This window comes from Streptomyces sp. NPDC101165, from assembly GCF_044768135.1.
In the GTDB taxonomy this organism is placed as follows: Bacteria; Actinomycetota; Actinomycetes; order Streptomycetales; family Streptomycetaceae; genus Streptomyces.
Window position 1 is genome coordinate 1 of sequence record NZ_JBIWPG010000011.1, and the last position, 24,987, is coordinate 24,987.

Annotated in this window: 25 protein-coding genes, 1 rRNA gene and 1 pseudogene; 13 read left to right on the forward strand and 14 right to left on the reverse strand. The window is 69.0% G+C overall.

Annotated elements, in window-relative coordinates; genetic code table 11:
• Positions 1 to 105 (forward strand): 5S ribosomal RNA (gene rrf, locus ACIRVH_RS23670); the annotation flags it as partial.
• Positions 106 to 163: 58 nt separating this feature from the next.
• On the opposite strand, the gene ACIRVH_RS23675 is transcribed toward rrf, so the two are convergent.
• On the reverse strand, positions 164 to 712 hold the full coding sequence (locus ACIRVH_RS23675; RefSeq protein ID WP_403956374.1) for a cysteine hydrolase family protein: 549 nt from the start codon (positions 710 to 712) through the stop codon (positions 164 to 166).
• 82 nt (positions 713 to 794) lie between these two features.
• Here ACIRVH_RS23675 and ACIRVH_RS23680 point away from each other — a divergent pair, with 82 nt between their 5' ends.
• Positions 795 to 1,355 carry a GNAT family N-acetyltransferase gene (locus ACIRVH_RS23680; RefSeq protein WP_403956376.1) on the forward strand — a complete coding sequence of 187 codons (561 nt, stop codon included), beginning with the start codon at positions 795 to 797 and terminating at the stop codon, positions 1,353 to 1,355.
• 27 nt (positions 1,356 to 1,382) lie between these two features.
• Here ACIRVH_RS23680 and ACIRVH_RS23685 read toward each other — a convergent pair whose 3' ends face one another.
• The 10 genes from ACIRVH_RS23685 to ACIRVH_RS23730 all read right to left on the reverse strand — a co-directional run bounded on the left by ACIRVH_RS23685 (position 1,383) and on the right by ACIRVH_RS23730 (position 13,133).
• On the reverse strand, positions 1,383 to 2,912 hold the full coding sequence (locus tag ACIRVH_RS23685; RefSeq protein WP_403956378.1) for a type IV secretory system conjugative DNA transfer family protein: 1,530 nt from the start codon (positions 2,910 to 2,912) through the stop codon (positions 1,383 to 1,385).
• Positions 2,913 to 2,921: 9 nt separating this feature from the next.
• Positions 2,922 to 4,334, reverse strand: coding sequence for an ATP-binding protein (locus ACIRVH_RS23690; RefSeq protein WP_403956380.1), 1,413 nt, complete (start codon positions 4,332 to 4,334; stop codon positions 2,922 to 2,924).
• A gap of 14 nt (positions 4,335 to 4,348) precedes the next feature.
• Positions 4,349 to 5,908: an SCO6880 family protein gene (locus ACIRVH_RS23695; RefSeq protein ID WP_403956381.1), complete on the reverse strand. Its 1,560-nt coding sequence runs from the start codon at positions 5,906 to 5,908 to the stop codon at positions 4,349 to 4,351.
• Positions 5,905 to 7,230, reverse strand: coding sequence for a hypothetical protein (locus ACIRVH_RS23700; protein WP_403956383.1), 1,326 nt, complete (start codon positions 7,228 to 7,230; stop codon positions 5,905 to 5,907). The genes ACIRVH_RS23695 and ACIRVH_RS23700 overlap by 4 nt, the downstream gene beginning before the upstream one ends.
• Complete coding sequence (locus ACIRVH_RS23705) at positions 7,220 to 8,038, reverse strand: hypothetical protein (protein WP_403956385.1); 819 nt, start codon at positions 8,036 to 8,038, stop codon at positions 7,220 to 7,222. Before ACIRVH_RS23705 ends, ACIRVH_RS23700 begins: the two co-directional genes overlap by 11 nt.
• Before the next feature lie 168 nt (positions 8,039 to 8,206).
• The gene (locus ACIRVH_RS23710; protein WP_014673544.1) at positions 8,207 to 8,515 is read right to left on the reverse strand and encodes a hypothetical protein; all 309 of its coding nucleotides are present in this window, start codon (positions 8,513 to 8,515) and stop codon (positions 8,207 to 8,209) included.
• Positions 8,516 to 8,923: 408 nt separating this feature from the next.
• Positions 8,924 to 10,345 carry a hypothetical protein gene (locus tag ACIRVH_RS23715; protein WP_403956387.1) on the reverse strand — a complete coding sequence of 474 codons (1,422 nt, stop codon included), beginning with the start codon at positions 10,343 to 10,345 and terminating at the stop codon, positions 8,924 to 8,926.
• 109 nt (positions 10,346 to 10,454) lie between these two features.
• Complete coding sequence (locus ACIRVH_RS23720) at positions 10,455 to 10,739, reverse strand: hypothetical protein (RefSeq protein WP_403956388.1); 285 nt, start codon at positions 10,737 to 10,739, stop codon at positions 10,455 to 10,457.
• A gap of 178 nt (positions 10,740 to 10,917) precedes the next feature.
• The gene (locus ACIRVH_RS23725; RefSeq protein ID WP_403956390.1) at positions 10,918 to 12,282 is read right to left on the reverse strand and encodes a peptidase S8; all 1,365 of its coding nucleotides are present in this window, start codon (positions 12,280 to 12,282) and stop codon (positions 10,918 to 10,920) included.
• 236 nt (positions 12,283 to 12,518) lie between these two features.
• On the reverse strand, positions 12,519 to 13,133 hold the full coding sequence (locus ACIRVH_RS23730) for a TetR/AcrR family transcriptional regulator (RefSeq protein ID WP_403956392.1): 615 nt from the start codon (positions 13,131 to 13,133) through the stop codon (positions 12,519 to 12,521).
• Between the two features lie 98 nt (positions 13,134 to 13,231).
• Here ACIRVH_RS23730 and ACIRVH_RS23735 point away from each other — a divergent pair, with 98 nt between their 5' ends.
• The 7 genes and pseudogenes from ACIRVH_RS23735 to ACIRVH_RS23765 all read left to right on the forward strand — a co-directional run bounded on the left by ACIRVH_RS23735 (position 13,232) and on the right by ACIRVH_RS23765 (position 18,839).
• Positions 13,232 to 14,182 carry an oxidoreductase gene (locus ACIRVH_RS23735; RefSeq protein ID WP_403956394.1) on the forward strand — a complete coding sequence of 317 codons (951 nt, stop codon included), beginning with the start codon at positions 13,232 to 13,234 and terminating at the stop codon, positions 14,180 to 14,182.
• Between the two features lie 152 nt (positions 14,183 to 14,334).
• Positions 14,335 to 14,586 carry a hypothetical protein gene (locus ACIRVH_RS23740; protein ID WP_403956395.1) on the forward strand — a complete coding sequence of 84 codons (252 nt, stop codon included), beginning with the start codon at positions 14,335 to 14,337 and terminating at the stop codon, positions 14,584 to 14,586.
• 10 nt (positions 14,587 to 14,596) lie between these two features.
• The gene (locus ACIRVH_RS23745) at positions 14,597 to 15,781 is read left to right on the forward strand and encodes a flotillin family protein (RefSeq protein ID WP_403956397.1); all 1,185 of its coding nucleotides are present in this window, start codon (positions 14,597 to 14,599) and stop codon (positions 15,779 to 15,781) included.
• Positions 15,782 to 15,891: 110 nt separating this feature from the next.
• A pseudogene (locus ACIRVH_RS23750) lies at positions 15,892 to 15,986 on the forward strand.
• Between the two features lie 178 nt (positions 15,987 to 16,164).
• Positions 16,165 to 16,518, forward strand: a complete 354-nt coding sequence (locus tag ACIRVH_RS23755; protein ID WP_403956399.1) for a hypothetical protein — start codon at positions 16,165 to 16,167, stop codon at positions 16,516 to 16,518.
• A complete protein-coding gene (locus ACIRVH_RS23760) occupies positions 16,515 to 17,810 on the forward strand; it encodes a WXG100 family type VII secretion target (RefSeq protein WP_403956401.1) in 1,296 nt (431 codons plus the stop codon). The genes ACIRVH_RS23755 and ACIRVH_RS23760 overlap by 4 nt, the downstream gene beginning before the upstream one ends.
• A 24-nt stretch (positions 17,811 to 17,834) precedes the next feature.
• Positions 17,835 to 18,839 (forward strand): hypothetical protein, encoded by a 1,005-nt coding sequence (locus ACIRVH_RS23765; protein WP_403956403.1) that lies wholly within the window; start codon positions 17,835 to 17,837, stop codon positions 18,837 to 18,839.
• Between the two features lie 42 nt (positions 18,840 to 18,881).
• On the opposite strand, the gene ACIRVH_RS23770 is transcribed toward ACIRVH_RS23765, so the two are convergent.
• Entirely contained in the window at positions 18,882 to 19,238 is a 357-nt protein-coding gene (locus tag ACIRVH_RS23770; RefSeq protein ID WP_403956404.1) for a DUF397 domain-containing protein, read from the reverse strand.
• Positions 19,239 to 19,249: 11 nt separating this feature from the next.
• Positions 19,250 to 20,095 (reverse strand): helix-turn-helix domain-containing protein, encoded by an 846-nt coding sequence (locus ACIRVH_RS23775; RefSeq protein ID WP_403956406.1) that lies wholly within the window; start codon positions 20,093 to 20,095, stop codon positions 19,250 to 19,252.
• A gap of 146 nt (positions 20,096 to 20,241) precedes the next feature.
• Between ACIRVH_RS23775 and ACIRVH_RS23780 the strand changes: the two genes are divergently transcribed.
• Together ACIRVH_RS23780 and ACIRVH_RS23785 are read left to right on the forward strand one after the other, a co-directional pair.
• Positions 20,242 to 20,688: an ATP-binding protein gene (locus ACIRVH_RS23780; protein WP_403956408.1), complete on the forward strand. Its 447-nt coding sequence runs from the start codon at positions 20,242 to 20,244 to the stop codon at positions 20,686 to 20,688.
• Between the two features lie 239 nt (positions 20,689 to 20,927).
• A complete protein-coding gene (locus ACIRVH_RS23785; RefSeq protein WP_403956410.1) occupies positions 20,928 to 21,698 on the forward strand; it encodes a trypsin-like peptidase domain-containing protein in 771 nt (256 codons plus the stop codon).
• A gap of 77 nt (positions 21,699 to 21,775) precedes the next feature.
• Here ACIRVH_RS23785 and ACIRVH_RS23790 read toward each other — a convergent pair whose 3' ends face one another.
• Entirely contained in the window at positions 21,776 to 22,462 is a 687-nt protein-coding gene (locus ACIRVH_RS23790; RefSeq protein WP_403956412.1) for a hypothetical protein, read from the reverse strand.
• A 51-nt stretch (positions 22,463 to 22,513) separates the two neighbouring features.
• Between ACIRVH_RS23790 and ACIRVH_RS23795 the strand changes: the two genes are divergently transcribed.
• Together ACIRVH_RS23795 and ACIRVH_RS23800 are read left to right on the forward strand one after the other, a co-directional pair.
• Entirely contained in the window at positions 22,514 to 23,116 is a 603-nt protein-coding gene (locus tag ACIRVH_RS23795) for a ScbR family autoregulator-binding transcription factor (RefSeq protein ID WP_403956414.1), read from the forward strand.
• Positions 23,117 to 23,200: 84 nt separating this feature from the next.
• On the forward strand, positions 23,201 to 24,937 hold the full coding sequence (locus ACIRVH_RS23800) for a serine/threonine-protein kinase (protein WP_403956416.1): 1,737 nt from the start codon (positions 23,201 to 23,203) through the stop codon (positions 24,935 to 24,937).
• Positions 24,938 to 24,987 lie beyond the last annotated feature (50 nt).

The window sequence follows — 24,987 nt, forward strand, 5'->3', positions numbered from 1 at the left end:
AGCGTGAGGGAAACGCCCGGTTACATTCCGAACCCGGAAGCTAAGCCTCACAGCGCCGATGGTACTGCAGGGGGGACCCTGTGGGAGAGTAGGACGCCGCCGAACAAATTTTGAGAAAACCCCCGCATCTTCGGATGCGGGGGTTTTCTGTTTTCACGGGTGTTTAGAAGGCCACCTCAGCCGTCTCCACGGTCCCGCCCCGGCGGCCGGGTGCGCTGTGCCATCCCCAGTAGAGATTGGTGTGGGCGATCACCTGCTCCGGGGCGGGAGCGCCGTACTTGGACAGGTCCTCGGTGGTGTGGGCGTCGGCGACCAGCGTCGCGTCGTACCCGCGGACGATCGCGCCGTGCAGGGTCGAGCGGATGCACACGTCGGTCTGCGCGCCCGAGACGAGGAGCCGGCCCACCTTGCGGTCGGCCAGCACCGTCTCCAGGTCGGTGTCCTCGAAGGAGTCCGGGTACTTCTTGTGGACCAGGGGCTCGGCGTCCTGGCGGGTCAGCTCCGGTACGTACTGCCAGGTCTCGCCGCCGTACGCGAGTTCCTCGTCGGAGTGCTGCACCCAGATGACCGGCACGTCCGCCGCGCGGGCCTTGTCGATCAGGGTGTTGATGTTCGCGATGACGCCGTCGCGGTCGTGGGAGTTCGCCACCACGCCGTTCTGGACGTCGATGATGAGCACTGCGGTGTTGGGTCGATCGGAAAGCGTGGTCATGGGGCCACAGTAGGACCGGCCACTGACAGTCGGCCCCGAATATGGGGTGAGGTGTGTGAGGGGTGCGGGCTACCGTGGCTCCATGAATAGCCCGACCAGCGATGACTACGTCGTCCGAGCGATACGACCCGACGAGTGGGCCGCCGTGAAGCAGTTGCGTCTGGACGCGCTGCGGGATCCGGTCGCGCCCATCGCTTTCCTGGAGACCTACGAGGACGCCCTGGAACGGCCGGACTCCTTCTACCAGGAGCGGGCCGCCAGATCCGCTGAGCAGACCAGCTCCGCACGGCAGTTCATCGCCGAGGCACCGGACGGGAGCTGGGCCGGCACCGTCACCGTGCTCCTGGAGGAGGCCGGGACAGAGGACTGGGGCGGGAATCCGGTCGAGCGCCGGCAGGGACATGTGGTCGGTGTGTTCGTACGGCCGGAGCACCGCGGGAACGGGCTGATCAAGGCCCTCTTCGACACCGGTGTGTCCTGGGCGTGGGAGCGCGGTGCCGAGCGGGTACGGCTGTTCGTCCACGCGGACAACGCGCGGGCGCAGGGGGCGTACCGCAAGGTGGGGTTCGCGCCGAGCGGGCTGGTCGTGTCGTTCGTGAAGGACGAGGCCGAGAACGAGCTGGAGTTCGTTCTGCAGCGGTAGTTCCGGAGCGGCGGTCTGGAGCCGGGGTCAGGCGGGCAGTTCCTGGTGGGGCCAGCGGGATCTGGCCTGTTCGCGGGAGCGGAGCAGAGCCAGGGTGGGCATGCCCCGGTCGGCTCCGGTGGCGAGCAGGTCCGGCAGCTGGGGGAGTGGCGCCACGGCCGCCACATCGTCCAGCACCAGGGTGAGTGGTGGGTCGAGCCGACCGGAGGATGACCGTTCGGCCATGCGCCGGCCGCGCTCGACCACGCTGGAGACGAGGGCCGTCAGGAGGGGCATCGCACCAGGGTTGGTCCTGGGGTCCTCGATGGATTCACCTACCAGATAAAGCGTGCCCCCTTCGTCCACGAAGGAATCCAAGGCGAGCGCATCAGTTCGGTTGGGAGTGCAGGCCTCGCGGATGTTGACCGTGAAGAGGGCGGCGAGCGCCCGGCTGGTCAACTCCTGGGCCATGTCACGGCGTTCCGGGTGCGCGGTGAGGGCGGCCTCGAGTTCGCCCGCGGCGCCGGGGGCGGCCTTGGGGTGGGTACGGAGAGTTCGTACGGCGTCCTGGATCTGGGTGCCCTGGGACCAGCGGTGGACGTGGCGGACGGTGCGGGATTCCAGTGCTGCGGCGTGCAGGTAGCTCCGCAGGAGCGTTATCGCCGTGTCGGCGACCGCCTGGTCGATCTTGGCTGTGGGTTGGACGGGGCTGAGGAGCGCTGCCGCTCGGCTCAGCGCTGTTTGTTTGTCCGCGCAGCCTGTTGTCGGGGACCAGTGGAGGCGGGCCGGGGTGTCGCAGAGGTGGGTGGGGTCATACAGGAGGGTGGGGCCGAGTTTGGCTCTGGCGTCCTTTGTGTCCTGCCAGAGGGCGGGGTTTGAAGTGACTACAAGGGTGGGGCCTGGTGCATCCTGGATGGCCTGGGTTGCGGTTGCGTGGCGGCTTTCCCTGGGTGCGATGAGGATCTTTTCCCACCCACCCACCCGTTCACCGTTGGCTGAGAAGGCGCCCGACAGACCTTCCCCAGCCGCCTCCTGCGCCGCCTCCGTCGGCTCCGGCTCCGTGCGGGGCTCCGGGACCTCGTAGTGCTGCTGCGGTGTTGCAGCGGGAGCGGCAGCGGCAACGGGAGCCGGCGCGGGTGCCGGCGACTGGGCCCGCCCCTTCGCCGCCCCCCGGTCGAACGCTCGCCGTGCCTTCCCTGCCCGCCACCGCGCCACCGTCCCCATCACGAACAGGGCCAGGACGAAGAGGACCATCAGCTGGCCGATGAACAGGCCCCAGAAGAGGCCCCAGCCGGAGAGTTGGCCGGCGGGGGTGTCCGGCCAGGCGCCGGTGATGTCGTGGGGCCGGCCGATGAGGTGACGCATGGCCAGGGGGGTGTGGGTGAAGGTGACGCCCTGGGGCCAGGCGCCCTTGGTGAAGAGGCCTGCCAGACCCGTGGCCGTCCACACCAGCAGGGTCATGCCGAGGAGGAAGCCGAGTATGCCGATCAGCAGGCCGTCGGGGATGCCGCCCTGGCCTTCCCGACGGCCGTCACGGCTGTCACGTCTGTCGCGACGGTCGCGGTCGTCCGGTCTCACGCTCTCCCCCTACGCCACCGTCGATTCGGAGTCGCCCAGGTGCTGCTCCACGAAGGCGGCCGCCCGCTCCTCGGCCTCCAGCTCGGCCGCGTGCAGGGCGTCGTCGGCCGTCAGGTCGCTGGACGACTCGGTCATGGCGCGGTCGGTGAAGACCAGTGGGCGTTCCGTCTCCGTGACCAGGTGTTTGACCACCTGGACGTTGCCGTTGACGTCCCAGACGGCGATGCCGGGGGTGAGGGTGGGGATGATCTCCACGGCCCAGCGTGGGAGGCCCAGAACCCGGCCCGTGGCCCTCGCCTCGTCCGCCTTCTGGGCGTAGATGGTTCTGGTCGAGGCCATCTTCAGGATCGCCGCCGCCTCCTTCGCCGCCGCGCCGTCCACCACGTCGGACAGGTGGTGGACGACCGCGACGAAGGACAGGCCCAGTCGTCGGCCGAACTTCAGCAGGCGTTGGAACAGCTGTGCCACGAAGGGGCTGTTGATGATGTGCCAGGCCTCTTCGACGAGGAAGATGCGCTTCTTGCGGTCGGGGCGGATCCAGGTGTGCTCCAGCCACACACCGACGATCGCCATCAGGATCGGCATGGCGATGGAGTTGCGGTCGATGTGGGACAGGTCGAAGACGATCAGCGGGGCGTCCAGGTCGATGCCGACGGTCGTCGGGCCGTCGAACATGCCGCGCAGGTCACCGTCGACCAGGCGGTCCAGGACCAGGGCCACGTCCAGGCCCCATGCCCGAACGTCGTCTATGGCGACGTTCATCGCCTCCGCCGACTCCGGCTCGGGGTGCCGCAGCTGCTCCACGATGTCGGTGAGGACCGGCTGGCGGTCGAGGATCGACTCGTTGACGTAGGAGTGGGCGACCTTGAGGGCGAAGCCGGAGCGTTCGTCCAGGCCGTGGCCCATGGCGACCTCGATGATGGTGCGCAGCAGCGCCAGCTGGCCCGTCGTCGTGATCGCCGGGTCCAGGGGGTTCAGACGGATGCCGTGGTCCAGGGCCGCCGTCGGGTCCAGGCGGATGGGAGTTATTCCCAGCTCCTCGGCGATGAGGTTCCATTCGCCGACCCCGTCCTCGCCCTGGGCGTCGAGGACGACCACCTGGCGGTCGCGGAAGCGCAGCTGCCGTAGGACGTACGTCTTCTCCAGGGCCGACTTGCCGTTTCCGGACTCGCCGAGGACCAGCCAGTGCGGAGCGGGCAGCTGCTGGCCGTACAGCTGGAAGGGGTCGTAGATGTAGCCCTTCCCGGAGTACACCTCGCGGCCGATGATGACGCCGGAGTCGCCGAGGCCGGGCGCGGCGGTCGGCAGGTAGACCGCCTGGGCCTGGCCCGTGGAGGTGCGGACCGGCAGGCGGGTCGTCTCGACCTTGCCGAAGAGGAAGGACGTGAAGGCGTCGGTGAGGACGGACAGCGGGTCCCGCATCAGCGCATCAGCCCCTACCTTCGAATGCCGGTGGCGAAGGGAAGTGTGTTCACGAAGGCCCGGTGGTGCTCGCGGTCGCACCACTCCAGCTTCAGGTACGACTTTCCGGCGGAGGCCCTTATGGTCCGCTTGTCGCGGTTGAGGGCCTCCGGGGAGCGGGAGGACACGGTGATGTAGCCGACGAGGTTCACTCCCGCCGCGCCACTCGCCAGGTCCTCGCCGCGCTGGTCGAGGCGGTTGTGGGCGGCGATGTCACGCGGGTCGACGGTGCGGTTCATCTTGGCGGCGCGGGACGCCTCGGCCTCGTCGTTCGTCTTCTCGGTCAGCATGCGTTCGATGGCCACCTCGGTGGGTTCGAGATCCATCGTCACGGCGACCGTGCGGATGACGTCCGGGGTGTGGACGAGCAGGGGCGCCAGGAAGTTGACGCCGACCGGAGTCATCGGCCACTCCTTCACCCAGGCCGTGGCGTGGCACCAGGGGGCGCGGGTGGCGGACTCGCGGGTCTTGGCCTGGAGGTAGGTGGGCTCCATGGCGTCCAGTTCGGCCGGCCAGGCGTTGCGCCGGGTCATCGCCTGGATGTGGTCGATGGGGTGGTCCGGGTCGTACATGGAGTGGATGAGGGAGGCGAGCCTGCCCTGCCCGAGGGGCTGGCGGACGCGCATGTCGGCCTCCTGGAGGCGCGAGCAGATGTCGGTCAGCTCACGGGCCATGACGACGGCCAGGCCCGCGTCCCGGTCCAGCTTGCGGCCGGCCTGGGGCCGCGCGGCGCGTGCCATGGCCTGGGCCTCGGAGGCCAGTTCGCGGGTGTAGTGCATGCAGGCGACGAGGTAGGCGCGGTGCTGCTCGCTGCTGGTGGAGACCATGGACTGGAGCTGGTCGTAGGACCGTGACAGCCAGTCGGGGGCCTTCTCGTCGCCCCGCAGTGTGACGTCCTTGGCGTGGGCGTCGGGGTCGGCGGGGAGCGTGCGGGCGAGCATCTGCAGACGGGTGACGAACCCGTCGCCGTTGGCCACGTGCTTGAGCAGCGTGCCGAAGCGGTCGACGAGGGCTTCCTGGTCCTCGGCGTCGCGCAGGCCGACGCCGGGGCCCTCGATCTCGATGGCGGCCGTGACCGTCCTGCGGTCGGCGTGCAGGAGGACGGCGATCTCGTCGGGTCCGAAGGGGGCGGCGAGCCAGCTGATCCGCCCGATGCCCGGCGGCGGCCCGATCTCGACCTCGCGCCCGTCGAGCCGGGTACCGGCCTCGACGGCACCGGAGCGGTACGCGGCGCCGCGCTTGACGGTCCGCTTGTACGAGCGGTTGATCTCGAACCACTTGTAGAACGTGCGGCGCTTGTACGGCACGTAGACCGCGGCGAGCGCGAGCAGCGGGAAGCCCGTCAGGAGCACGATCCGCAGGGAGAGGACCGGGACGAGGAGGCCGCACATCATGCCGAGGAACGCGCCGGCGATGATCAGCGCGATCTCGCCGGACTCGCGGTTCCGGCCGACGATCGCGTTCGGCCGGGCGCGGCCGATGAGATACGTACGGCGGGGCGTGACCGGATGGGACAGGTGGGACTCGGTCGTCAACGCCCTTCACCTCCCGAGCGGTTGCTGTTGCGGCTGTTGCTGGCGTGCGGGGTGTTGGCCGGGCTGGGTGCGCGCGGCGCGGGCGCGGCGGAGGGGACTGCTCCGCCGCCGCCCTGGGGGGTACGGCTGCTGTGGGCGGCGACACCGCCGGAAGCGGGGTTGGCGGGGCGGGCGCTGCTGGAGCCGCCTCCGCCTCCTCCGTTGTTGTCGGCGCGGGTGCTGTGGGTCTTGATGCCCTGGGCGACGAGGGTGGCGGGCGAGCTGATGACGGCGGCGGCCTTGCCCTCGGCGCCCTGCATGATGCGGTTGTTGCGGCCGTTCGCGATCTCGTCGCCGAAGCCGGGGACGAAGCGGTAGATCATCGCGCTGGCGAAGATGGCGAGCAGGATGATGGCGAGGCCGGAGACGACGGCGGAGAAGGCGTCGGGGCCGCTGTCGCCGGAGAGGGCGCCGGCGAGGCCGAGCACGATGACGATCACCGGTTTGACCAGGATGACGGCGATCATGATTCCGGCCCAGCGCCTGACGTGCCCCCACAGGTTCTTGTCGACCAGGCCCGCGTAGACGACGGTGCCGAGGAGGGCGCCGACGTAGAGCAGGGCGGCGCGGATGACCAGCTCCAGCCAGAGGACGCCGGCGGCGAGGATGCTGACCAGGGAGACGACGATCAGCATGATCGGGCCGCCGCCGATGTCGTTGCCCTTGCTGAGGGCGCCGGAGAAGGTGCCGAAGAAGGTGTCCGTCTGGTCGCCGGTGGCCTTCGCGAGTACGTCCGTGACGCCGTCCGTCGCCGAGACGACCGTGTAGAGGATCAGCGGGGTGAACGCGGAGGCGAGGACCGTCAGCCACAGGAAGCCGACGGCTTCGCCGATCGCGGTGGTCAGGGGCACCCCTCGCACGGCCCTCTTGGCCACGGCCAGCAGCCACAGCAGCAGGGTGAGGATCGTGGACGCCGCGAACACCACCGCGTACTGCTGCAGGAACTTCGTGTTCGTGAAGTCGACGTTGGCCGTCTCCTTCACCGCACCACTGAGCTTCCCGATGGTCCATGAGGCAGCGTCGGCACAGCCTTTGGCGAGGGAGGCGAGGGGGTCGAGTGTGGAGCCGATGGGGCTGTCGGAGGTGAGGCCGGAGGAGCCTCCCTTCGAGCTGCTGTCCTTCTCGCAGAACTGCTTGGCAGGGCCGACGATGAGGTCGCACTTGTTGGACGACGGTGACGGTGTGGGGGCGGCGACGGCTCGAGTGGCCAGCAGGAGGACAGTGCCCTGCACGGCGGTTGCGGCGGCGGCGATCTTGAGTACTCGGCGCGGACTACCGGGCATAAGTGAAGCCTCCGTACTCCTCTACGGCCTTGGCCATCTGGTCGGCGCTGGATGCCTTGCTGTCGCCGGGGACGGGAGCGGGACCGTCCTTCTGGGAGAAGCTGTCGACCTTCCAGTCACCGTTCTCCCAGCGCAGCTGGAGGGTCATGGTGAACCAGTCGCTGGTGACTGGATTGGTCGAGTCGTTACCGGCGGTGCCGAACACACCGGTGCACCAGACCTCGATCGTGGCGGTGGAGTCCGAGTAGTTCGTGAGTTTGGTGCCGAGCGGCGCCGTGCGTGAGACGTAGGTGCGTCCGGTGGGTGCGTTGCCGTTCGCGTCCAGGCCGATGCTGCTCAGGAACTGCTTGCTGTACGCCTTGTCGAACTTCTCAGTCAGGGGAGCCTGCTGATCGGTGGCGAACACCTGCTTGACGATCTCGCTCCGCCGCGAAGGCTTGAGAATGTCGGCCGAAACCAGGGCCACCGCATAATTGGCCGCCGCGCTCTCCGCCCCCTGCCCGCTGTGCGTGAACCCCGACGGAATGCCGCCGTTCTTCGTCTCCACCGGCTTCGTGCCGCTGGCTGCGGTGGAGGATGTTCGGGGCCGGTCGCTCTTGCCGGACGAGTTGTCGGTGGACGAACCGTCACCGCGGTTCGCGAAGGCGATCGCTGCGATGAGGAGGACGACCACGCCGACCACCGTGACCAGGCCCCGGGACGAGGAGCGGCCGGTTCTGCGGGGTGCGCCGCCGTAGGGGTCGCCGCCGGGCAGGCGGGTTCGGGTCTGGCCCGTTTCGGTGTAATCCTGCTCGTCTGTGGGACTCATGCCGCGTACGCCCCCTCCACCTTGTAGACATACGACGGTAGCCGTGCTGGTTCCCGCGCGGGCGCGGTGTGGTGACTCGACATCAGGGAAACGCAACCTCTGCCGGTGGGCACGACGGGTGGGTGGGGTGGAGGGGACGACCGGGCGCGCCCGGGAGCAGAAGGGGCGTCAGACCGCCATGCCGTACACGATCGTGAACAGTGTGCCGAGGGAGCCGATGATGAAGACTCCGGTGAGGCCGGCGATGATCAGGCCCTTGCCCTGCTCGGCGCTGAAGGTGTCGCGCAGCGCCGTCGCGCCGATCCGCTGTTTGGCCGCACCCCAGACCGCGATGCCGAGGCAGAGCAGGATGGCCACGGCCATCACCACCTCGATCATCACCTTGGCCTCGTTGCCCAGGCTGCCGAAGGGGCCCCAGTCCGGAGCGATCCCGCCGATGATGGTGTTGATGTCTCCCTTGTCGGCCGCAAAGAGCATGTAAGTCACCGCCCCTGGTGGGTAGTTCCGCTGGACCCCGCGGTGTGCAGAGGTCAGGCATCATTCTCGCTGACAACGTCGCCGTCGTATGTCGACTTGACGTCATTGACTGGCGGGTTTCGTACGAATACCTCGTACGGTCACTCTGTGTATCACGGCAGGTCACGCCGGGCAACGAGGCCTGAGCGGAACCTGTCGTGTGGTTCCGTCGTTGACCCCCTTACGGCCCGGCAGGGTTTCTGACGGCCGGTCGGGCAGGCAACGGTGGGTCGCGGTCGGCCGTCATCCCCCTCGGACGGGTGAATGGGGCCTGACCGCGTTTATGGCAAGCGCTACGAAGGTACCGCTCACGGCGTCCGGCCGCGCGGCCCCCCGGCCCGGTGAGCGTCTCCACCCGCACAACACGCTTCAGCCCTGGGCTGGGAACACGAAGAAGCCCTTCTGCGTGCTGATGTAGCCGTACCCCGACGGCTGCGAGAAGAGCGGGATGTTCTCCTCGGGCAGGCTCTTGGCGAGCACCTTCTTGGTACGGCCGTCGACTGCGAGGAACACGCTCGGGCTGAAGTCGTCCTTCGTGGTGCCGTAGAGGATGCCGTTCGGCGAGAAGCGCAGCGGCTGCATCGCCTTCTCGCCCTCCTTCTGTGCCCAGACCTCCTTGCCGTCGGCGGGCTGCCACACGGCGGTGCCCTGCTCCGTGTGAGCGGCGGCCAGGGTGCGGTCGGGCGTGAAGACGGAAGTGCCCTCGGTGTCGATGGTGTCGGAAGGGCTGTCCTCGTACGAGTACTTCGAGGAGCCGCCGACCTGTTTGCCGCTTGCGATGTCGTACGTCGCCGTCACCCAGGTGTCGGGAGAGAAGGCGCCCGCACCCCAGGCAGTGAGGACACGGCCGTCGCGCACGTCGAGGACCCGGAGGGCGCCGCTGGTGCGCTTCCCGTCCTCGTCCAGCTCCACGCCCGCCGGCGGGGTGACGTCCGCGGTGCTCCAGGCCTTCTTGCCGGTGGTGAGGTCCGTCATGACGAGCTGTTCGGGATCGTCCTCGTAGGTGGACGCGTTCTCCACGTAAAAGGCGTACTTGCCGGTGATCAAGGGCGCGTGGGCCTGCCCACCGTCGATCTCGTTGGTGCGCGAGTCGAAGGAGCACTGCGCCAGCTGTCCGGTGCAGGTGACCTTGCGGGCGGCGCCGCCGTCAATGGGCGTGAGCTTCAGGCTCTCCTCACCGTCCTGCTCGATGATGTACGCCTCGTGGACGTCGAACTTGTCGCCCTCGGCCGTGGCCTTGCCCAGTTCGGTGCCGTCACTGCCGTAGACGGTGACCTTGGTGGTGGTCTTTTCCTCGCTCAGACCGTCCGACTCCGTCGTGGCAGCGGCGAACACTGCGACCGCCCGGACGCCGTTGTGCCAGGTCGTGGCGGCCACGCGATCGGTCTTCACCTTGAGGATCTTGCGCACCCGGCCGGTCTTCACATCCCGGAACTCCAAGGTGGCCGGTTCCGGGTCGTCGGTGAAGTGGAGGGTGCCGATCGAGCCGTCGGCCGGCTCCCACGCGTATCCGCGACCGATGGCGTACTTGCCCTGGGCATCCTTGACGAACAGGAGGGTGTCACCGAGGTCGATGGCGTGGGCGGGCGGCAGGCTCCACGCGGGCCGGGCGGCAAGGCCGGGTATCGCGGGACCGCTGTACGCGGGTCCTGTGGGCCTCGCGCCGTCCGGGCCGGCCGAGTTGCCGCCCTTCGGCCGGGCGGCGGAGTCGTCGCCGTCGGAGGAACCGCAGCCTGCGACCAGCCCGAGCGTAAGGACGAGGCCGACGGCCGTCACTGTGTACTTGTTCATGTCCCCGTGTGTTTTTGCAGATGATCTTGAGATGTGCAGTGCAGCATAGGTGCCCGGCCGAGCCCGGCAGGCAGGCTCCGGAGATCTGCACGGGCTCGACACACGCCGACTAGCGCGTGGTGCACTTGGGATAGCTGGAACCCTCGACGCAGTTGTCGTAGGCGCCGCTGCTGACGTCGACCTCTTCCTGGTCGCCGCTCTTCGTGCGGACCGTCAGCTCGTACTCGGTGTGGCAGCTGCGGGTCCGTTTCGTTCCCTTCTTCTTCGTCTTGCACTCGTGGTCCGTGTCCTTGCTGACGACGGTGCCGGTGACGTTCTTCGATGTGTTGCTGCAACCGGCCAGCGGCGTGGTGAACGCGGCGACGGTGAGCAGGACTGCGAGCGTGCGCTTCATATGGTTTCCCCCGTGGGTGTCATGGACCAAGTGTGCTGCGGGGCATGGTAGTGAGCACGGGAAAACGGGCCGCGGCCGGATGCCGTGACCCGTCTTCCTTTTCCTTGCCGCCGAAGGGACCCCACGTCCCCCTCAGATGGCGGCTCCCCGTGACCCGACGGGGTGGTTCACCTGCCCGTCAGCCGGTGAAGGCGTCCGTGCCCTGCGGGGTGCCCCAGCCGGTCGGGCCGTCGTAGCCCGACTTCGCGGTGCAGAAGTAGCTGGTGGAGCAGGTGCCGTTGGTGCCGCTGGTGACGTCGTTGAGGGCGGACGTCCCGGCCGCGGCGTACGGGTAGGAGGCGGGGTAGTCGCTGGAGCCCGGGGTGCCGGCCAGGGCGTAGACGCCCGCGATGATCGGGGCCGAGGCGCTGGTGCCGCCGTAGGTGTTCCAGCCGGTGCCGTCGGAGCCGTAGGTGTCGTAGACGGAGACGCCGGTGGCGGGGTCGGCGACGGCCGAGACGTCGGCGATCATGCGCTTGGTGCAGCCGGTGTCGGTCTGCCAGGTGGGCTTGGCGTCGTACGCGGAGCAGCCCGAGCCGGTGCCCTCGGTGCTGGAGGTCTTCCAGACGCTCTCGGTCCAGCCGCGGCTGTTGGAGGAGGTCTTGAGGGCGGTGCCGCCGACGGCGGTGACGTACTTCGAGCCCGCCGGGTACTCCGCGCCGTAGGCCTCGTCGCCCGCGCTCACGGTGATGGCGACGCCCGGGTGCTTGAAGTACGAGGTGTCGTAGGAGGTGTCGCTGGACGACTCGGAGCCGCCGTAACTGTTGGAGACGAACCTGGCGCCCAGCTTGACGGCCTCGTTCACGGCCGTGCCCAGGTTGGCCATGCTCGACGACTTCGCCTCGACCAGCAGGATGGTGCAGTTCGGGCAGACGGCGGAGGCCATGTCGAGGTCGAGCGAGATCTCACCGGCCCAGCCGCTGTCGGCGCTGGGCAGGGAGGTCGTCGAACCGGTCTGGCCGACCTTCTTGAAGCAGCCGTTGTCGGTGGTGCAGTCCGACAGGCCGTAGTACGACCGGTAGGTGGCCAGGTCGGCCTCGGCGTTCGGGTCGTCGTACGCGTCGACGATCGCGATGGTCTCGCCGGAGCCGCTGGAAGAGGCGGCGGACGTCAGGCCGTAGGCGTCCTGGAGGTCGCTCGGGCCGTATCCCGTCGGGGAGTCGGACGAGGCCTTCGGCGAGACGGTCGCGGGCGCGACGCCCTTCCTGGCGGCCTGTTCCTCCTGGAAGGCGGTGGTGCCGCTGGTGACGCGCAGCGCGTGGCAGGACGCGTAGCCCTTCTTCGGGGTCGCGTCACACGCGTTGGTGTAGTGCACATGGGCCTTGGCGACCTGCGCGGCGACGGCCCTGGCGCTGACGGACTTCGGGGCCGTGGGGGTGGCCGCGTCCGCGTGGGCGGCGGTGCCGAGTCCGGCGAGGAGCAGCGCCGCGGTGATCGTGGCGGCGGAGCCGATACGGCGCCATCTGCCGCGTATATGGGGGGTGGTGGGGGTGGGCGTACGCAACGTACAGCCTCCTGTGAGTGGGGTGACAGAGGCCTGCGGGTGGGGGCCACCGGTGTGGTTGCCGGTGGGGGCGGCGGCCCGCGACGACGATGACTTGTTGAGTACGCGACAAACAAGGAGGGTTTCGGAATTCTGACTTCCGCCATACCGAAGGGGGTTGGGGGCTTACTGATCAATGGCTCTGTGCTGGCCTGTGCTTGACCGGGCGCACAGAGGGCGCACAGACGGTCAGTTGCTCACCTGGGCCTGAGGCCGTGCAGCAGTAGATGGACGTGTTCGTCCAGGCCGGCCAGGGCCTCCTCCGCCTCCAGGGCGCAGCTCGCGATGAGGGCGGCGAGTCCGTGCAGGCTCGCGGCGGCGACCATCGTGAGGCGCTCGGGATCGCCCTGGATGATCTCGCCCCGCTCCTGGGCGTCCGCCATCATCCGGGCGAAGGAGCCGAGGGACTCGTCGACGGCCGCCGCGAGCTGCGCGGAGCTGTCGGGGTCGTGCTTGCGCGCGAACATCAGCTCCAGGAGTTCCGGGTTCTCGACGGCGAAGCCGAGGTAGGCGCGGGCGAGCGCCGTCATCCGCTGCTCGAAGGTGAGGCCGGGCTGCTCGGCGGCGGCGCCCAGGGCCTGGTTCAGGCGTTCGTACCCGTCCAGCGCGAGGGCGTCGAGCAGGGCCTGCTTGTCCTTGAAGTGCCGGCCCGGGGCCGCATGGCTGACCCCGATGTCACGGGCCAGCTCGCGCAGCGACAGCGCGCCGACCCCCTTCTCCCGCAGCGTGCGCTCGGCGCTCTTGAGCAGGGCGGCGCGCAGATCTCCGTGGTGGTACGGCCGGCTCGTGGATGACGGGGACATGCGCGACATGGGCACCATCGTATCCCGATGTAGACGGCGTCAATTTAGTTGTCATCGCCATCATTGTTGTCATTGACAGCATTGTTGGCGCTGCCTACATTGAGGGTATGGCTGATACGAGCAAGACGACGCGCCCTGTGCGCAAGTGGAACGCGGCCCACCTCCCCGACCTGTCCGGCCGTACGGCCGTGATCACCGGCGCCAACAGCGGCCTCGGCCTCGCGACCGCCGAGGCGCTGGCCCGGGCCGGGGCGCATGTGGTGTTCGCCGTACGGGATCCCGCGCGCGGCGGCGCCGCGGCGGCGAACGTGAGCGGCAGCGTCGAGGTGCGCCGCCTGGACCTGGCGGACCTGTCCTCGGTGCGGGAGTTCGCCGCGGGATGGCAGGGGCCGATCGACCTGCTGATCAACAACGCGGGCGTGATGATGCTGCCGGAGCAGCGCACCAAGGACGGCTTCGAGATGCAGTTCGGCACGAACCACCTCGGCCACTTCGCCCTCACCAACCTGCTGCTGCCGTACGTCACGGACCGGGTGGTGACGGTGTCCTCCGGTCTCCACCGCGGAGGCGACGGAGTGATCCACTTCGAGGACGTGAACCTGAAGGGGCGCTACTCACCGACCCGCGCCTACGCCCAGTCCAAGCTGGCCAACCTCCTGTTCACCCTGGAACTCCAGCGCCGCCTGACCGAGGCGGGCTCCTCCGTACGGGCCCTGGCGGCCCACCCCGGCTACGCGGCGACCAACCTGCAGAGCCACACGACGAACCCCTTCCTGCGGGCGTTCATGGCCGTCGGCAACAAGGTCCTGGCCCAGGACGACAAGTCCGGCGCCCTGCCGACGCTCTACGCGGCCGGCCAGGATCTGCCGGGGGCCGCGTACGTCGGCCCGGACGGCCTGGGCGAGATGCGGGGCGCGCCGACACTGGTGGGCCGCAGCACGGCGGCGAGCGATCCCGAGGGGGCGCGGAGGCTGTGGGGGCTGTCGGAGGAGATGACCGGGGTCGCGTGGGGGCTCGCCGCGGTGGCGGGGCCGGCCGGGGCGGAGGGGGTGCGCTAGGGCGGAGGCAGCACGCCGGGGGCCGTCCGCCGCGGCGGCGGAACCGGGTCCCACGGAGTCCTCTGGAACCGAGGCCCACCGTCCGCTGGGCCCCCGCCCCGACTGGGTCTATCGTCGGAATCCTGGGGTCAGGACGAGGAGGACGGCCGGTGATGCCGCAGGACGAGGCCGTGATCGGCTGCACGGGGAAAGTGCTCATCGGAACGCGTGGATCCGCGGGCCCCGGTGAGGTCCTGGTGCGGGTCAGAGGAGGCTCCGAGACCTTCCTCGCGTGGTCGGAGCAACCCCTGCCGACGGGCGCGACGGTACTCGTGATCGAATCCCGTGGATGCCGCGAGGTCGGTGTCATCGAGTGGGTGGATCCGTTGGATGCGCTCGGCGGCGACACCGCCGACGCCGGCTGAGGAGTACAGGATGTTCGGATACCGCGTTCCCGCGCCCGACGAGGCGATGTTGATCTCGGGCGGTCGGCGGGGACTGGGGGGCGCGCCGTTCCGGGTGGTGACGGGGCACGGCAAGTTCGTGCTGCCGGTCTTCCGCAAGGTCCGCTTCCTCACCCTGTCGATGTGCGAGTCCGAGGTCACCGAGACCTGTGTGACCAGGCAGGGCATCTCGCTGCACGTCCGTGCGGTCATCGCCTTCAAGGTCGGCAACGACCACGAGAGCATCATCAACGCGGGCCAGCGCTTCCTCTCCGACCAGGAGCAGATGTCGGTGCTGACCGGCCGGATCTTCGCCGGCCACCTGCGGGCCATCATCGGCTCGATGACGGTCGAGGAGATCGTCACCGAGCGTCAGAAGCTCGCCGCGGAGGTCCTGGACACCTCGAAGACGGAGATGGCGAAGATCGGCCTGATCGTGGACTCGCTGCAGATCCAGTCGATCGACGACGGCGACACCGGCTACATCGACGCGATGTCCGCGCCGCACAAGGCGGCGATCCAGCGGCAGGCGCAGATCGCCCAGGCGCAGGCCACCCAGGCCGCGGTCGAGGCGGAGCAGGCGGCGGCCCGTAAGCAGGCCGAGTACGCCCGGCAGACCGCCATCGTGAAGGCGGAGTACTCGGCCGAGGTGGACCGTGCGCAGGCCCAGTCGGCGCAGGCCGGACCGCTGGCGCAGGCGCACGCCCAGCAGGAGGTGCTCGCCGCCCAGACGGAGCTGGCCCAGCGCCAGGCCAAGCTGCGCCAGCAGCAGTTGGTGGCCGAGGTCGTGAAGCCCGCCGAGGCCGAGGCCGAGCGGGTCAGGATCCTCGCCGCCGCCGAGGCACAGCGGATGAAGATCCAGGCGGAGGCGGCGGCCTCGTACGACCGGGTCGCGCTCGACCGGATGCTGATCGACCAGCTCCCGCAGATCGTGAAGGAGGCCGCGGGTGGCCTCGCCGGCGCCAACGTCAACGTCCTCAACGGCGCGGACGGTCTCGGCGAGATCGCCGCGGGCCTGGTGTCCCAGGGCCTGACCATCCTCGACTCGGTCCGGCAGAACCTGAACGGGCAGGACTCCGAGGGCCGCCGCCCCGAGGAGAACAAGGTCAACGACCTGATCCAGCTGCCCGCGAGCAAGGAGAAGAAGTCGGACGACGGTCCGGTCGACGTCGACTAGGCCCCTTCTCCGGACGCCCGTTGGCGGTCAGCGCTCCGTCAGCGGGCTGTCAGCACCTCCGGGCACTCTTGTACTTGTGAACGGCACGGGAAACCGGAAGCCGGTCACGGGGAGAGGTGCCCGGAGTGGTTGATCGGGGACCGCGAGCACGTCTCAAGGTCGGGCCCCTCAGGGGTCCACGCAGGTTCGAATCCTGCCCTCTCCGCTGTACGGATCGTCGGCTCACCTTGATGTGCCGGCTCGCCATGCCATCGCCAGTGAGATGACTCACGGCCACCTACCGGATCTTTACTCCGGCTTGGCGTAACTCGCAGTCGTGAAGCACTGGCCGGAATTTAGGGTCGTACATCCGGGCAGTCAGCGGCGGGGGGAGACGCCAAGTCATGGGTGACAGTGGCGAGATACTTGAAATCAAGATCGCCGATATCAAGGCGACAGCGCCTCAGTTCGACCATCAAAGCGTTGCCCTTGCACACGCGCTCACCAAGCTGAAGCACGGGCTTGCCGCGGCCGGGGCGCCGTGGGGCGATGACGAGCAGGGCGAGAAGTTCCACAAGGCGTACGGCCCGCACGTCAAGCAGATCGAGGAATCCGCGCAGATCCTGGTCGATGGTCTGGTCAGCATTCACGAGGCCATGGTCGACATGGCCGACGGACACATCGACAACGAGCAGCTGATCCGCGGCATGTTCAGCCGGATCCCCGTTGATCACGACACCGAGGGCGACGGCAAGTGAGCGTTGCGGACAAGGCCCGCAAGGTCGTCCAGGACATGACCGGCATGTGGTGGCCGGACGCGGACGAGGACGGGTTGCGGGATGCCGCCAAGGCGTGGCGGGCCTTCGCCGACGACGTCGACGACGTCACCTCCGGTGCCAACAAGGCGGCCCGTTCCCTGATCGAGCACAACAAGGGCGAGGCCATCTCCGCCTTTGACGACCCGTTCTGGCGTCGCTACTACCACGACGGGCACGGCTGGCTGAAGGACCTGGCCGACGCCGCCCGTGACATGGCCAAGGCGCTGGACGCGTACGCGGACGCCGTGCACGGGGCGAAGAAGAAGCTCGAGCACGAGCTGGAGATCGTCGGCGCCACGCTCGTCGCGGGCACCGCCCTGGCCATCTTCACCGCGGGTATGTCCGAGGGTGCCGCCGTGGCGGCCGCGGCGACGGTCACCGAACTCGCCGGCACCCTGGGTGTCACGGTCACCACCGAGGTTGCCACCATCGCGGGCACCACCTTGTCCACCGCTGCCTTCGCCGGCATCGAGTCCGTCACCGTCGACCTGGCCGTCACCCAGCCGGTCTCCATCGCCCTCGGCGAGAGCAAGGGCTTCAGTCTCGACGAAGCGAGCCAGGCGGCCACCGACGGGATGCTTTACGGCGGCATGTTCGGAGCCGCAGGGGGTACGGCGAGGGTCGTCGCGGACAGTGGTGGTTTCGAGGCAGTCTTCGGCAACTCCCTGCGGCTGAACAGTGCCGCGCTGGACGAGATGGGCAAGGCGCGCTACTGGAAACTCCTGCGGAGTGAAGACTCGAAGGTTCCGGTACCTCCGACCAAGCCCGGGGACTTTGAACTCGTCTCAGGTGATCCCGTCTATTTCGGCAAAGGGACGACCACCATCGGCTACGACGAGCGCACGTTGAACAACCTGCAGCGTGTGGCCCGGATGCCGGGTGTACACGACGTGGTCGTCCATGGGACGAACGAGGGTGTTTTTCTGCCGGGGCGCATCAACATGGCGGGACGGACGATCACCGACTTCGAGGTGCATCCCAACCACATCGTGGACGCGATCCGCAGCAATCCCAACTACAGCGGTGGGCCGGTGCGGCTCATCTCATGCCATTCCGGTGCCGACGCGAAGCCGCCGGCGTTGCCACTTGGGCAGTCCGTGGCCAATGAGCTGGGCGTACCCGTCTACGCACCCACGAACAAAGTGGGCACCTCGGCCGAGCTCGGCCTCAATCAGACCCCCACGATCGGTAACAATGGTTACTGGCGCATCTACCTGCCCATGAGCCACTGAGCCCACGGTTCGACTGGAGAGACGATGATCAAGCGAGTGGGCTTCTACCAGGAGTTCGGCGAGCACGGCGATCCGTCGGCCTCCGCTCCTTCCCTTCGCGATGCGGTCAGAACTGCCGGGGAGTGGGATGAGGACCGGATCGTCGCCTACCTGGAATCGTCGCCCGAGATCTACTCCGCCATGGGAGCGGAGCGGGACGTCATCACCGGTGACGCATGGATTCCCGGCGCCGGGTCCCTTGTCACCGACGGAACCTGGCTGTGGCCTGTCGAGCTGACGCACTACGTACGTCGGCATCACATCGCTCTCCCCGCCGAGTTCGTCGCCCACATCCGGGGCAACGACTACGCCGGCCCTGTCCTCTCCCATGAGCGTGCCCTCGAAATCTTCAACGAGCACTTCGGCCGGGACGCCTCGGACGGCGCCGACGCGCAGCCCGCTGCTCCGAAGCCCTTCTTCGTCTGGTACCTGCCGACGCTGACGAGCGTGTCGAGCCGCGCACTGATCAATCAGCTCGGCACCGCGGGTCTCTCGGTCGTGCATCCGCTCACGGACGCCCTCTTCGGCTCCCGCGAGACGGCGGACGGCAGAAGGGAGCCGCTCATGGGCGGTCCTGACGTGCTGGCGGCCTCTCTGGCCGACGGTCAGTACCTCGATGTGGAGTTCCATTGCTGGATGGGGTACGACCAGCCCGTCACGGCACACGTACGGCGCCTCGACCCGTCCACCCAGAAGGTCACCGTCCAGATCGCCGACGTCCCCGCAGCCGATCGTGAGGAAGTCGTTGCCGCCCTGGTGCGAACGCTCGACCAGGACGCCGCGCACTGCCTCGGATTCGTCATCGACCGTGTGGGTACATCCGGCGGGCAGGACTGGGACCGCATCCTGGTCGGTCCCGGTGAGCAGCTGGCCGCATTGCCGGACATCGTCGGGATCCGACGGGACCGCCTCTCCGCCCACCCCGAACTCGCCGCCGTGAAGTCCACGGAGTACGGCCCGCTCGCGGTCTTCCACCGGCCTGAGCGCTGACTGCCGCCCTGGCCCGGCTGCCGGTTGCTTCAGCCTGGGATCTTATGGACCGGTGATCCTCGACGCGCCCACGAAGTGGTCGAACTCGCCCGCTCGGACACCGAGAACGAAGGTGTCCCACTGGTGGCGGGTGGTCGTGACGACGGTGTTCGGGGCGTGGAGGTGGACGGGGGTTTCCTCGGCGTTGTTTGCGCCGAAGGTGATCTCGATGGGGGAGGTGCTGTCCGGTTCTTCCTTGAGTGCGGCCAGGAGGGCGCCGAAGTCCGCGGGGGTCGTGGTGAGTATTGCCCCGGCGGGGTCGGCGGACTCGGTTATGCGGACCGCTTCGGGGGTGGCGGATATGTGGATGCAGGAGGCGCCCTCGGAGCAGTACGAGGACTTCTGCCAGCGCGGGTTCACGGGCGTTCCCTTCACAGCTCTCGCATCACGTTGTGGATGAGGTCTCGGGTCTTCTTCGGCGCGAGTGCGACAGCCGCGACCCGGTCGAACAGTGTGCGGTACTTGCGCAACTGGGCCTCGGCGTCGAGGAACGCGAGGCCGTGGGCCTGGTCGAGGTAGACGGTGTCCAGCTGCGGTACCGGGCCGTGCGCGTAGTGGATCGATTGGCCGGATCCCGGGTAGGCGCCGGCGTCGAAGGTGATCGCGCGCAGGGAGATGTGGTCTCGGTCGCTCATGTCGAGCAGGTGCTGCAACTGCGCTCGGGCCCCCGTGGAACCGCCGACCTTCATGCGCAGGGCGGCCTCGTGGATGATCGCCTCGTACGGGGTCGGAGCGCCCTCGCGGAAGAGAACCGCCTGGCGCTTGATCCGGAACGACAGGCGGTGCTCGATGTCGGGTGGCGAGAGTTCGGTCACGGCCTGGCGGAAGATCTCGAGTGCGTACTCGCGTGTCTGGAGCAGACCTGGGATGCGAGCGGTGGTCGAGTCGCGCAACGACCGGGCGTGGTGCTCCAGTTCGGCCAGGTCGACAAGTGAGCTGGACAGGGGTTCGCGGTACTGCTCCCACCAGCCGCGGGTGCGCTCCGAGGTCATGTCGCTGAGCGCCTCGACAAGGGGCTTGTCGGAGCAGTCGTAGCGGCAGGCGATCGTGCGTACCCGCTCGGGGCTCACGCCTACGCGACCTGCCTCCATATTGCTGACCTGGGCCTGCTTGATGCCTAGGAGTTGACCGGCCTCGGTGGAACTCAGGCCTGCACGCTCGCGCAGTTTCCGCAGCTCCGTGCCGAAGCGCAGTTGGCGACCCGTTGGGTTCCTCACGGGCTTGCCGCCTCCTTGCAGTCACTCACATAGGTGGTAGTGAAGGCGATCCCTGCATTTCAGTGAAGACCTTCACTGGGTGCCGCTACCTTACAACCGGGGCCCCGCTCAGACCTTCAACCCCCCTGACTGGCCGGAGGCTTTCCATGTCCACCGTATCCCCGCCCTGGACCTACACCCTCCAACTCCCGCACGATCCACGCGCACCGGGGATCGCCCGGGCAACCCTCCGTACCGTCCTCTCCGCACACGACCTCTCCGCGCTCACCCCCACCGCGGAACTCGTCGCCGGCGAACTCCTCACCAACGCGCACCTCCACACCACCGGCCCGTACGCCCTCCGTCTCCTCGGCAGTGAAGCGGGCCGGCTGCGCATCGCCGTGTGGGACACCGACCCCCGGGTTCCGCCAGGCTTCACCAAGGACAGAGAAGAGGCCGCCTCCGTCGCCGTAGCACCGGACGACGCCGAAACCGGACGTGGGCTGCACCTCGTGCGTGCCTGTGCCGACTCGTGGGGAGTCTCCGTGCTGCGGCAACTGGGCGGGTCGAAGGGCGGGAAGCTGCTGTGGGCGGACTGTCGTGGCGGGGGGTGAGCAGTAGCTCAGGAGGGACCACGGGAGCGCGTGCGGAGCGTGACGGAGAGGCGACGGAGAGCGTCGCACCGTACGGTGGATTCGACGCCGAGCGGGATGTCGGGCCGCCGTCGAGACCACTGAGACCACCGAGACTTCCCGGTCCATGGACAAGCCCAGCAGCCATAGGGACGGTTCACAGGAAAATCTCAGTGAAGTCGGGACGGGTTTCTCACCTTTATGGGAGAGAGTGACGCCTGATGAAGCGCATCTCACGCATCTGGCTCACTTCGCGTCCCACCTTGCTGTGCGGTGTGGTGACGCTCGGCCTCACGTCGGCGTCCGTGGCTTCCGCCTCCGACGGGCCGGGGCCCTTCGGGGTCACCGCCGCCACGGTCGCGTCGCGACAGAGCGCGCGGGTCGGCGCGCTGTTCGGCGCGGACCGGGTCGGCAAGCTGGTCGGCGGGCACTTCTGCACCGCCTCGGTCGTGCACAGCCGGCAGCGGGATCTCATCGTCACGGCCGCGCATTGTGTGGACGGCGATGCCGGTGATCTGGTGTTCGCGCCGGGGTACCGCGACGGGCACGCGCCCTACGGGGTGTGGAAGGTGGCGAAGCGGTTCCTGCCCGACGGATGGGCCAAGGGGCAGCACGAGGACAGTGACATCGCCTTCGCCTACGTCGACGAGCTGGGCGGGAAGCGGGTCGAGGACGTGGTGGGCGGGAACCGGTTCGTCACCGGGACCGCCACCGGGGCCACCGCCGTCACCGTCACCGGGTATCCGGACGAGCGCGAGGTGCCCATCACCTGCACCAACAAGCCGGCCCTGCACAGCCGTACCCAGCAGCGGATCAACTGTCCCGAGTTCACCGGAGGGACCAGTGGCAGTCCCTGGGTGAACGGGGCCAAGCAGATCGTCGGGGTGCTGGGCGGGCATGAGCACGGTGGTGTCACCGCCGACATCTCCTACAGCGTGGTGCTGGGCGCGGAGGCGGACGAGTTGTACAAGGACGCCACTGCCGATCCGTGAGCCCGGCGGACACAGTGGCGCGGCTGCCGTGGGAGTCGTACCCCCACGGCAGCCGCGTCCGTTCACCACGAGCCGGGTCAGCGCCCCGCCGTCACCGGTGCGGGCTTCTCGGCAGCGGCGGGCGTCACCGCCGACTTCTTCGCCGCCGCCTCCGCCGCCGTCCGCTTGGTGACCTTGCGCAGGTACAGGTTGTTGAGGACCAGCGCCAGCGCCAGCGCGGTCAGGGAGGCGCCGGCCACCCGCATGCCCGCCGGGATCACACCGGTCAGCGCCGAGACGATGAACGCCGTGATCGGGACGACGTCCATGAAGAGGACGCCGTTGAGCGGGCCGAGGTACTTGTTGCCGAAGTTCCAGCCGAGCACGCCCACGAAGCCGGCGATGATGCTCATGTAGGCCAGCTCGGGCAGGATCGAGGTGACCGCGTGGGCGGTCGGGACCGGGACGCCGCCCGTGGCCAGGATGACCGCCGTGATGACGGAGGCGCTGGCCAGGCCGAGGACCGTGGTGATCGCGGTGTACTTGATCGGCGACCAGGTCGGGAAGTACGTCGCACCGGAGGTGTAGATCACCCAGCACGGCGCGGCGAACAGCAGCAGCGCGTCGGGGCCGAAGTCGGACGGGTGGGCGAGGAGGGAGCTGAGGCTGCCGTCCGAGACCACCAGGATGACACCGACGAAGGACATCGCGATGAAGGCCAGCGCGCCCTTCGGCGGAACGACCTTGCGCAGCACCCAGTTCACCAGGAAGCCCATCATGGGCATGGTCGCCATCATGATCGAGGCGTTCAGGGCGCCCTCGGGAAGGTGGAGTAGATGCCAAGCAGCAGGGCGGAGCCGAAGCAGGAACGGGCACGGCGGACCCGCGCCCACATCCTCGAGATGGCGGCCCAGCTCTTCGCCGCGCGCGGCTACGCCACGGTGACGCTGCAGGACGTCGCCGAACGGGCGTCGATGACCAAGGGAGCGGTGTACTTCCACTACAAGAACAAGGAAGACCTCGCCGTCGCCGTGGTGCAGGAGCACTACGCCCGCTGGCCGGTGATCCTGGAGGCGGTCTCGGCCCGTGAACTGCCGCCGTTCGAGGCGCTCGTGGCGGTCCTGGACCGGGTCACCGAGGCCTTCCGCGACGACGTCGTCGTGCAGGCCGGTGCCCGGCTGCAGATCGAGCGGTCGCTGATCGACGCCGACCTGCCCGAGCCGTACGTCGGCTGGGAGGACTTCCTCACCGGCCTGGTCGAGGAGGTCGAGAAGGCAGGCGCACTGCGCGCCGGTGTCACCCCGCGCTCGGCCGCCCGGGTCCTCGTCTCCGCGTTCTTCGGCATGCAGCACGTCTCGGACGTGCTCAGCCGGCGCGCCGATCTCGCCGAGCGGTACGCCGAGTTGCGGACGGTCGTGCTGGAGGGGCTGCGGGGTTGAGGCGGGGCGGACGGGACGCGACCCGCGACCGTGATCCGTGAAACACCCCGGACCGGCAACTGATCTTCGTGGCAAGGTGGGTCCGTGGACGCACTCAGGCCTCAGGACCCGCCGCACATAGGCACGCACACGCTGCTCGCCCGGCTCGGGGCGGGTGGGATGGGACAGGTCTATCTGGGGCGGTCGCCCGGCGGCCGGCTCGTCGCCATCAAGGTGATCCGGGACGAGATCGTCGATCACCCCGAGGCTCTGGGGCGGTTCCGGCGCGAGGTGGAGACCGCGCGGACGGTCCGGAGTGCCTATACGGCCAACCTCATTGACGCCTCGTTGGACGACACCCCCTACTGGCTGGCCACCGAGTACGTCGCCGGGCCCACCCTCGCCAAGGCCGTGGCGGAACGCGGCCCGCTGCCGACGGAGACCTGCCGAGGGCTGTTCGCGGCGCTCGCCGAGGGCCTCGCCGCCGTCCACGCACACGGCGTCACCCACCGGGACCTCAAGCCCCAGAACGTCATCCTCGCCGCCCAGGGCCCGCAGCTCATCGACTTCGGCATCGCACGCGGCGTGGGCCAGACCGCCCTCACCGATGCCGGGTTCGCGTCCGGCACGCCGGGCTTCACCGCCCCAGAGGTGCTGATACGCAACGAGGTCGGACCGCCTGCCGATGTGTTCGCCCTCGGTGCCACCCTCGCCTACGCGGCGACCGGCCGGGCACCGTTCGGCTCGGGCGACTCGAACGGGGTCAGCTACCGCGCCGTCCACGAGCCCATCGACCTGGCCGGTGTCGCACCGGAGCTGGCGGTCCTGATCGAGGCGTGCGTGGCCAAGGACGCCGCCGCCCGGCCGGGGCTCGCCGAGGTGATCGCACGCTGCGGGGTGCGTACCGCACTGGTGGAGGACTCGGTCTACGCCGGCCTCGCCGCGCTGGGCGAGGCCGCACCGCAGACCCCGCCGGCGCCGGTACGGCCATCGGTGGCGCCGTCGACGGCTCCGCCGGTGGGGCCGCACGACCTGCCGACGGTGGGGCCGGCGCCGTCCGGGCCGCCCGGTTACACGCCCACCCAGCTGGCCCAGCCGAGCCGGCGCTCGGGCAAGCGGTGGACGGTGGCCGTGGCCGTGGGGCTCGTGGTGGGCGTCGGGACGGCCGCCACAGTGGTGCTCACCCAGCAGGGCGAGGGGAAGGACACCGTGCAGGGGCGGGCTTCCGCGAGCGCGCAGGCCACGGGGTCCAGCCCGAAGGCCACGGCGTCCGAGGCGGACGACGGCAAGGGCGGCGCGCCCGCCTACGCCGGTGACGACATCGACCGCACCTTCTGGCAGTCGTCGACGGGACAGTGCCAGCTGCCGGCCGAGGAGCGGGCGCCCGAGGGCTTCCAGGGCTCCGAGTCCGACCCCGACGACCCGAGCAAGGGCGGGGAGCACCCGGTCTTCGACCACAAGGTGCAGATCGGGATCCGGAGCAGCGGCTACTCCGTGACACCCGGGAAATCCGGAACCGACGCGCCGTACTACGTGACCGTCAGCGTGAAGCCGCCGCACAGCATCGACCCGACCACCGGAAAGCCCGTCACCGGTGCGCTTCAGCAGAACGTGACGTTGGGGTACACCAGCAAGCCCGTCGACCTCCACGGCGGCGACAAGTCCGCCTGGAAGTACCTCACCTACCCGGACGACTTCCGTTCCTGGTCACCGGACGGGAAGAAGACGTGGCCCGCGATCCCGCTCACCAACGATCCCGGCGACTGGACCGTCCAGTGGCACCACATCCGCACGCCCCACGACTACAGCAGCATCATGTGCCTGGGCTTCGCTGTGAAATGACGCCACATCGAGCGGAAAGTGCCATGAACCGCCCCGGCATGGGGGAAAGT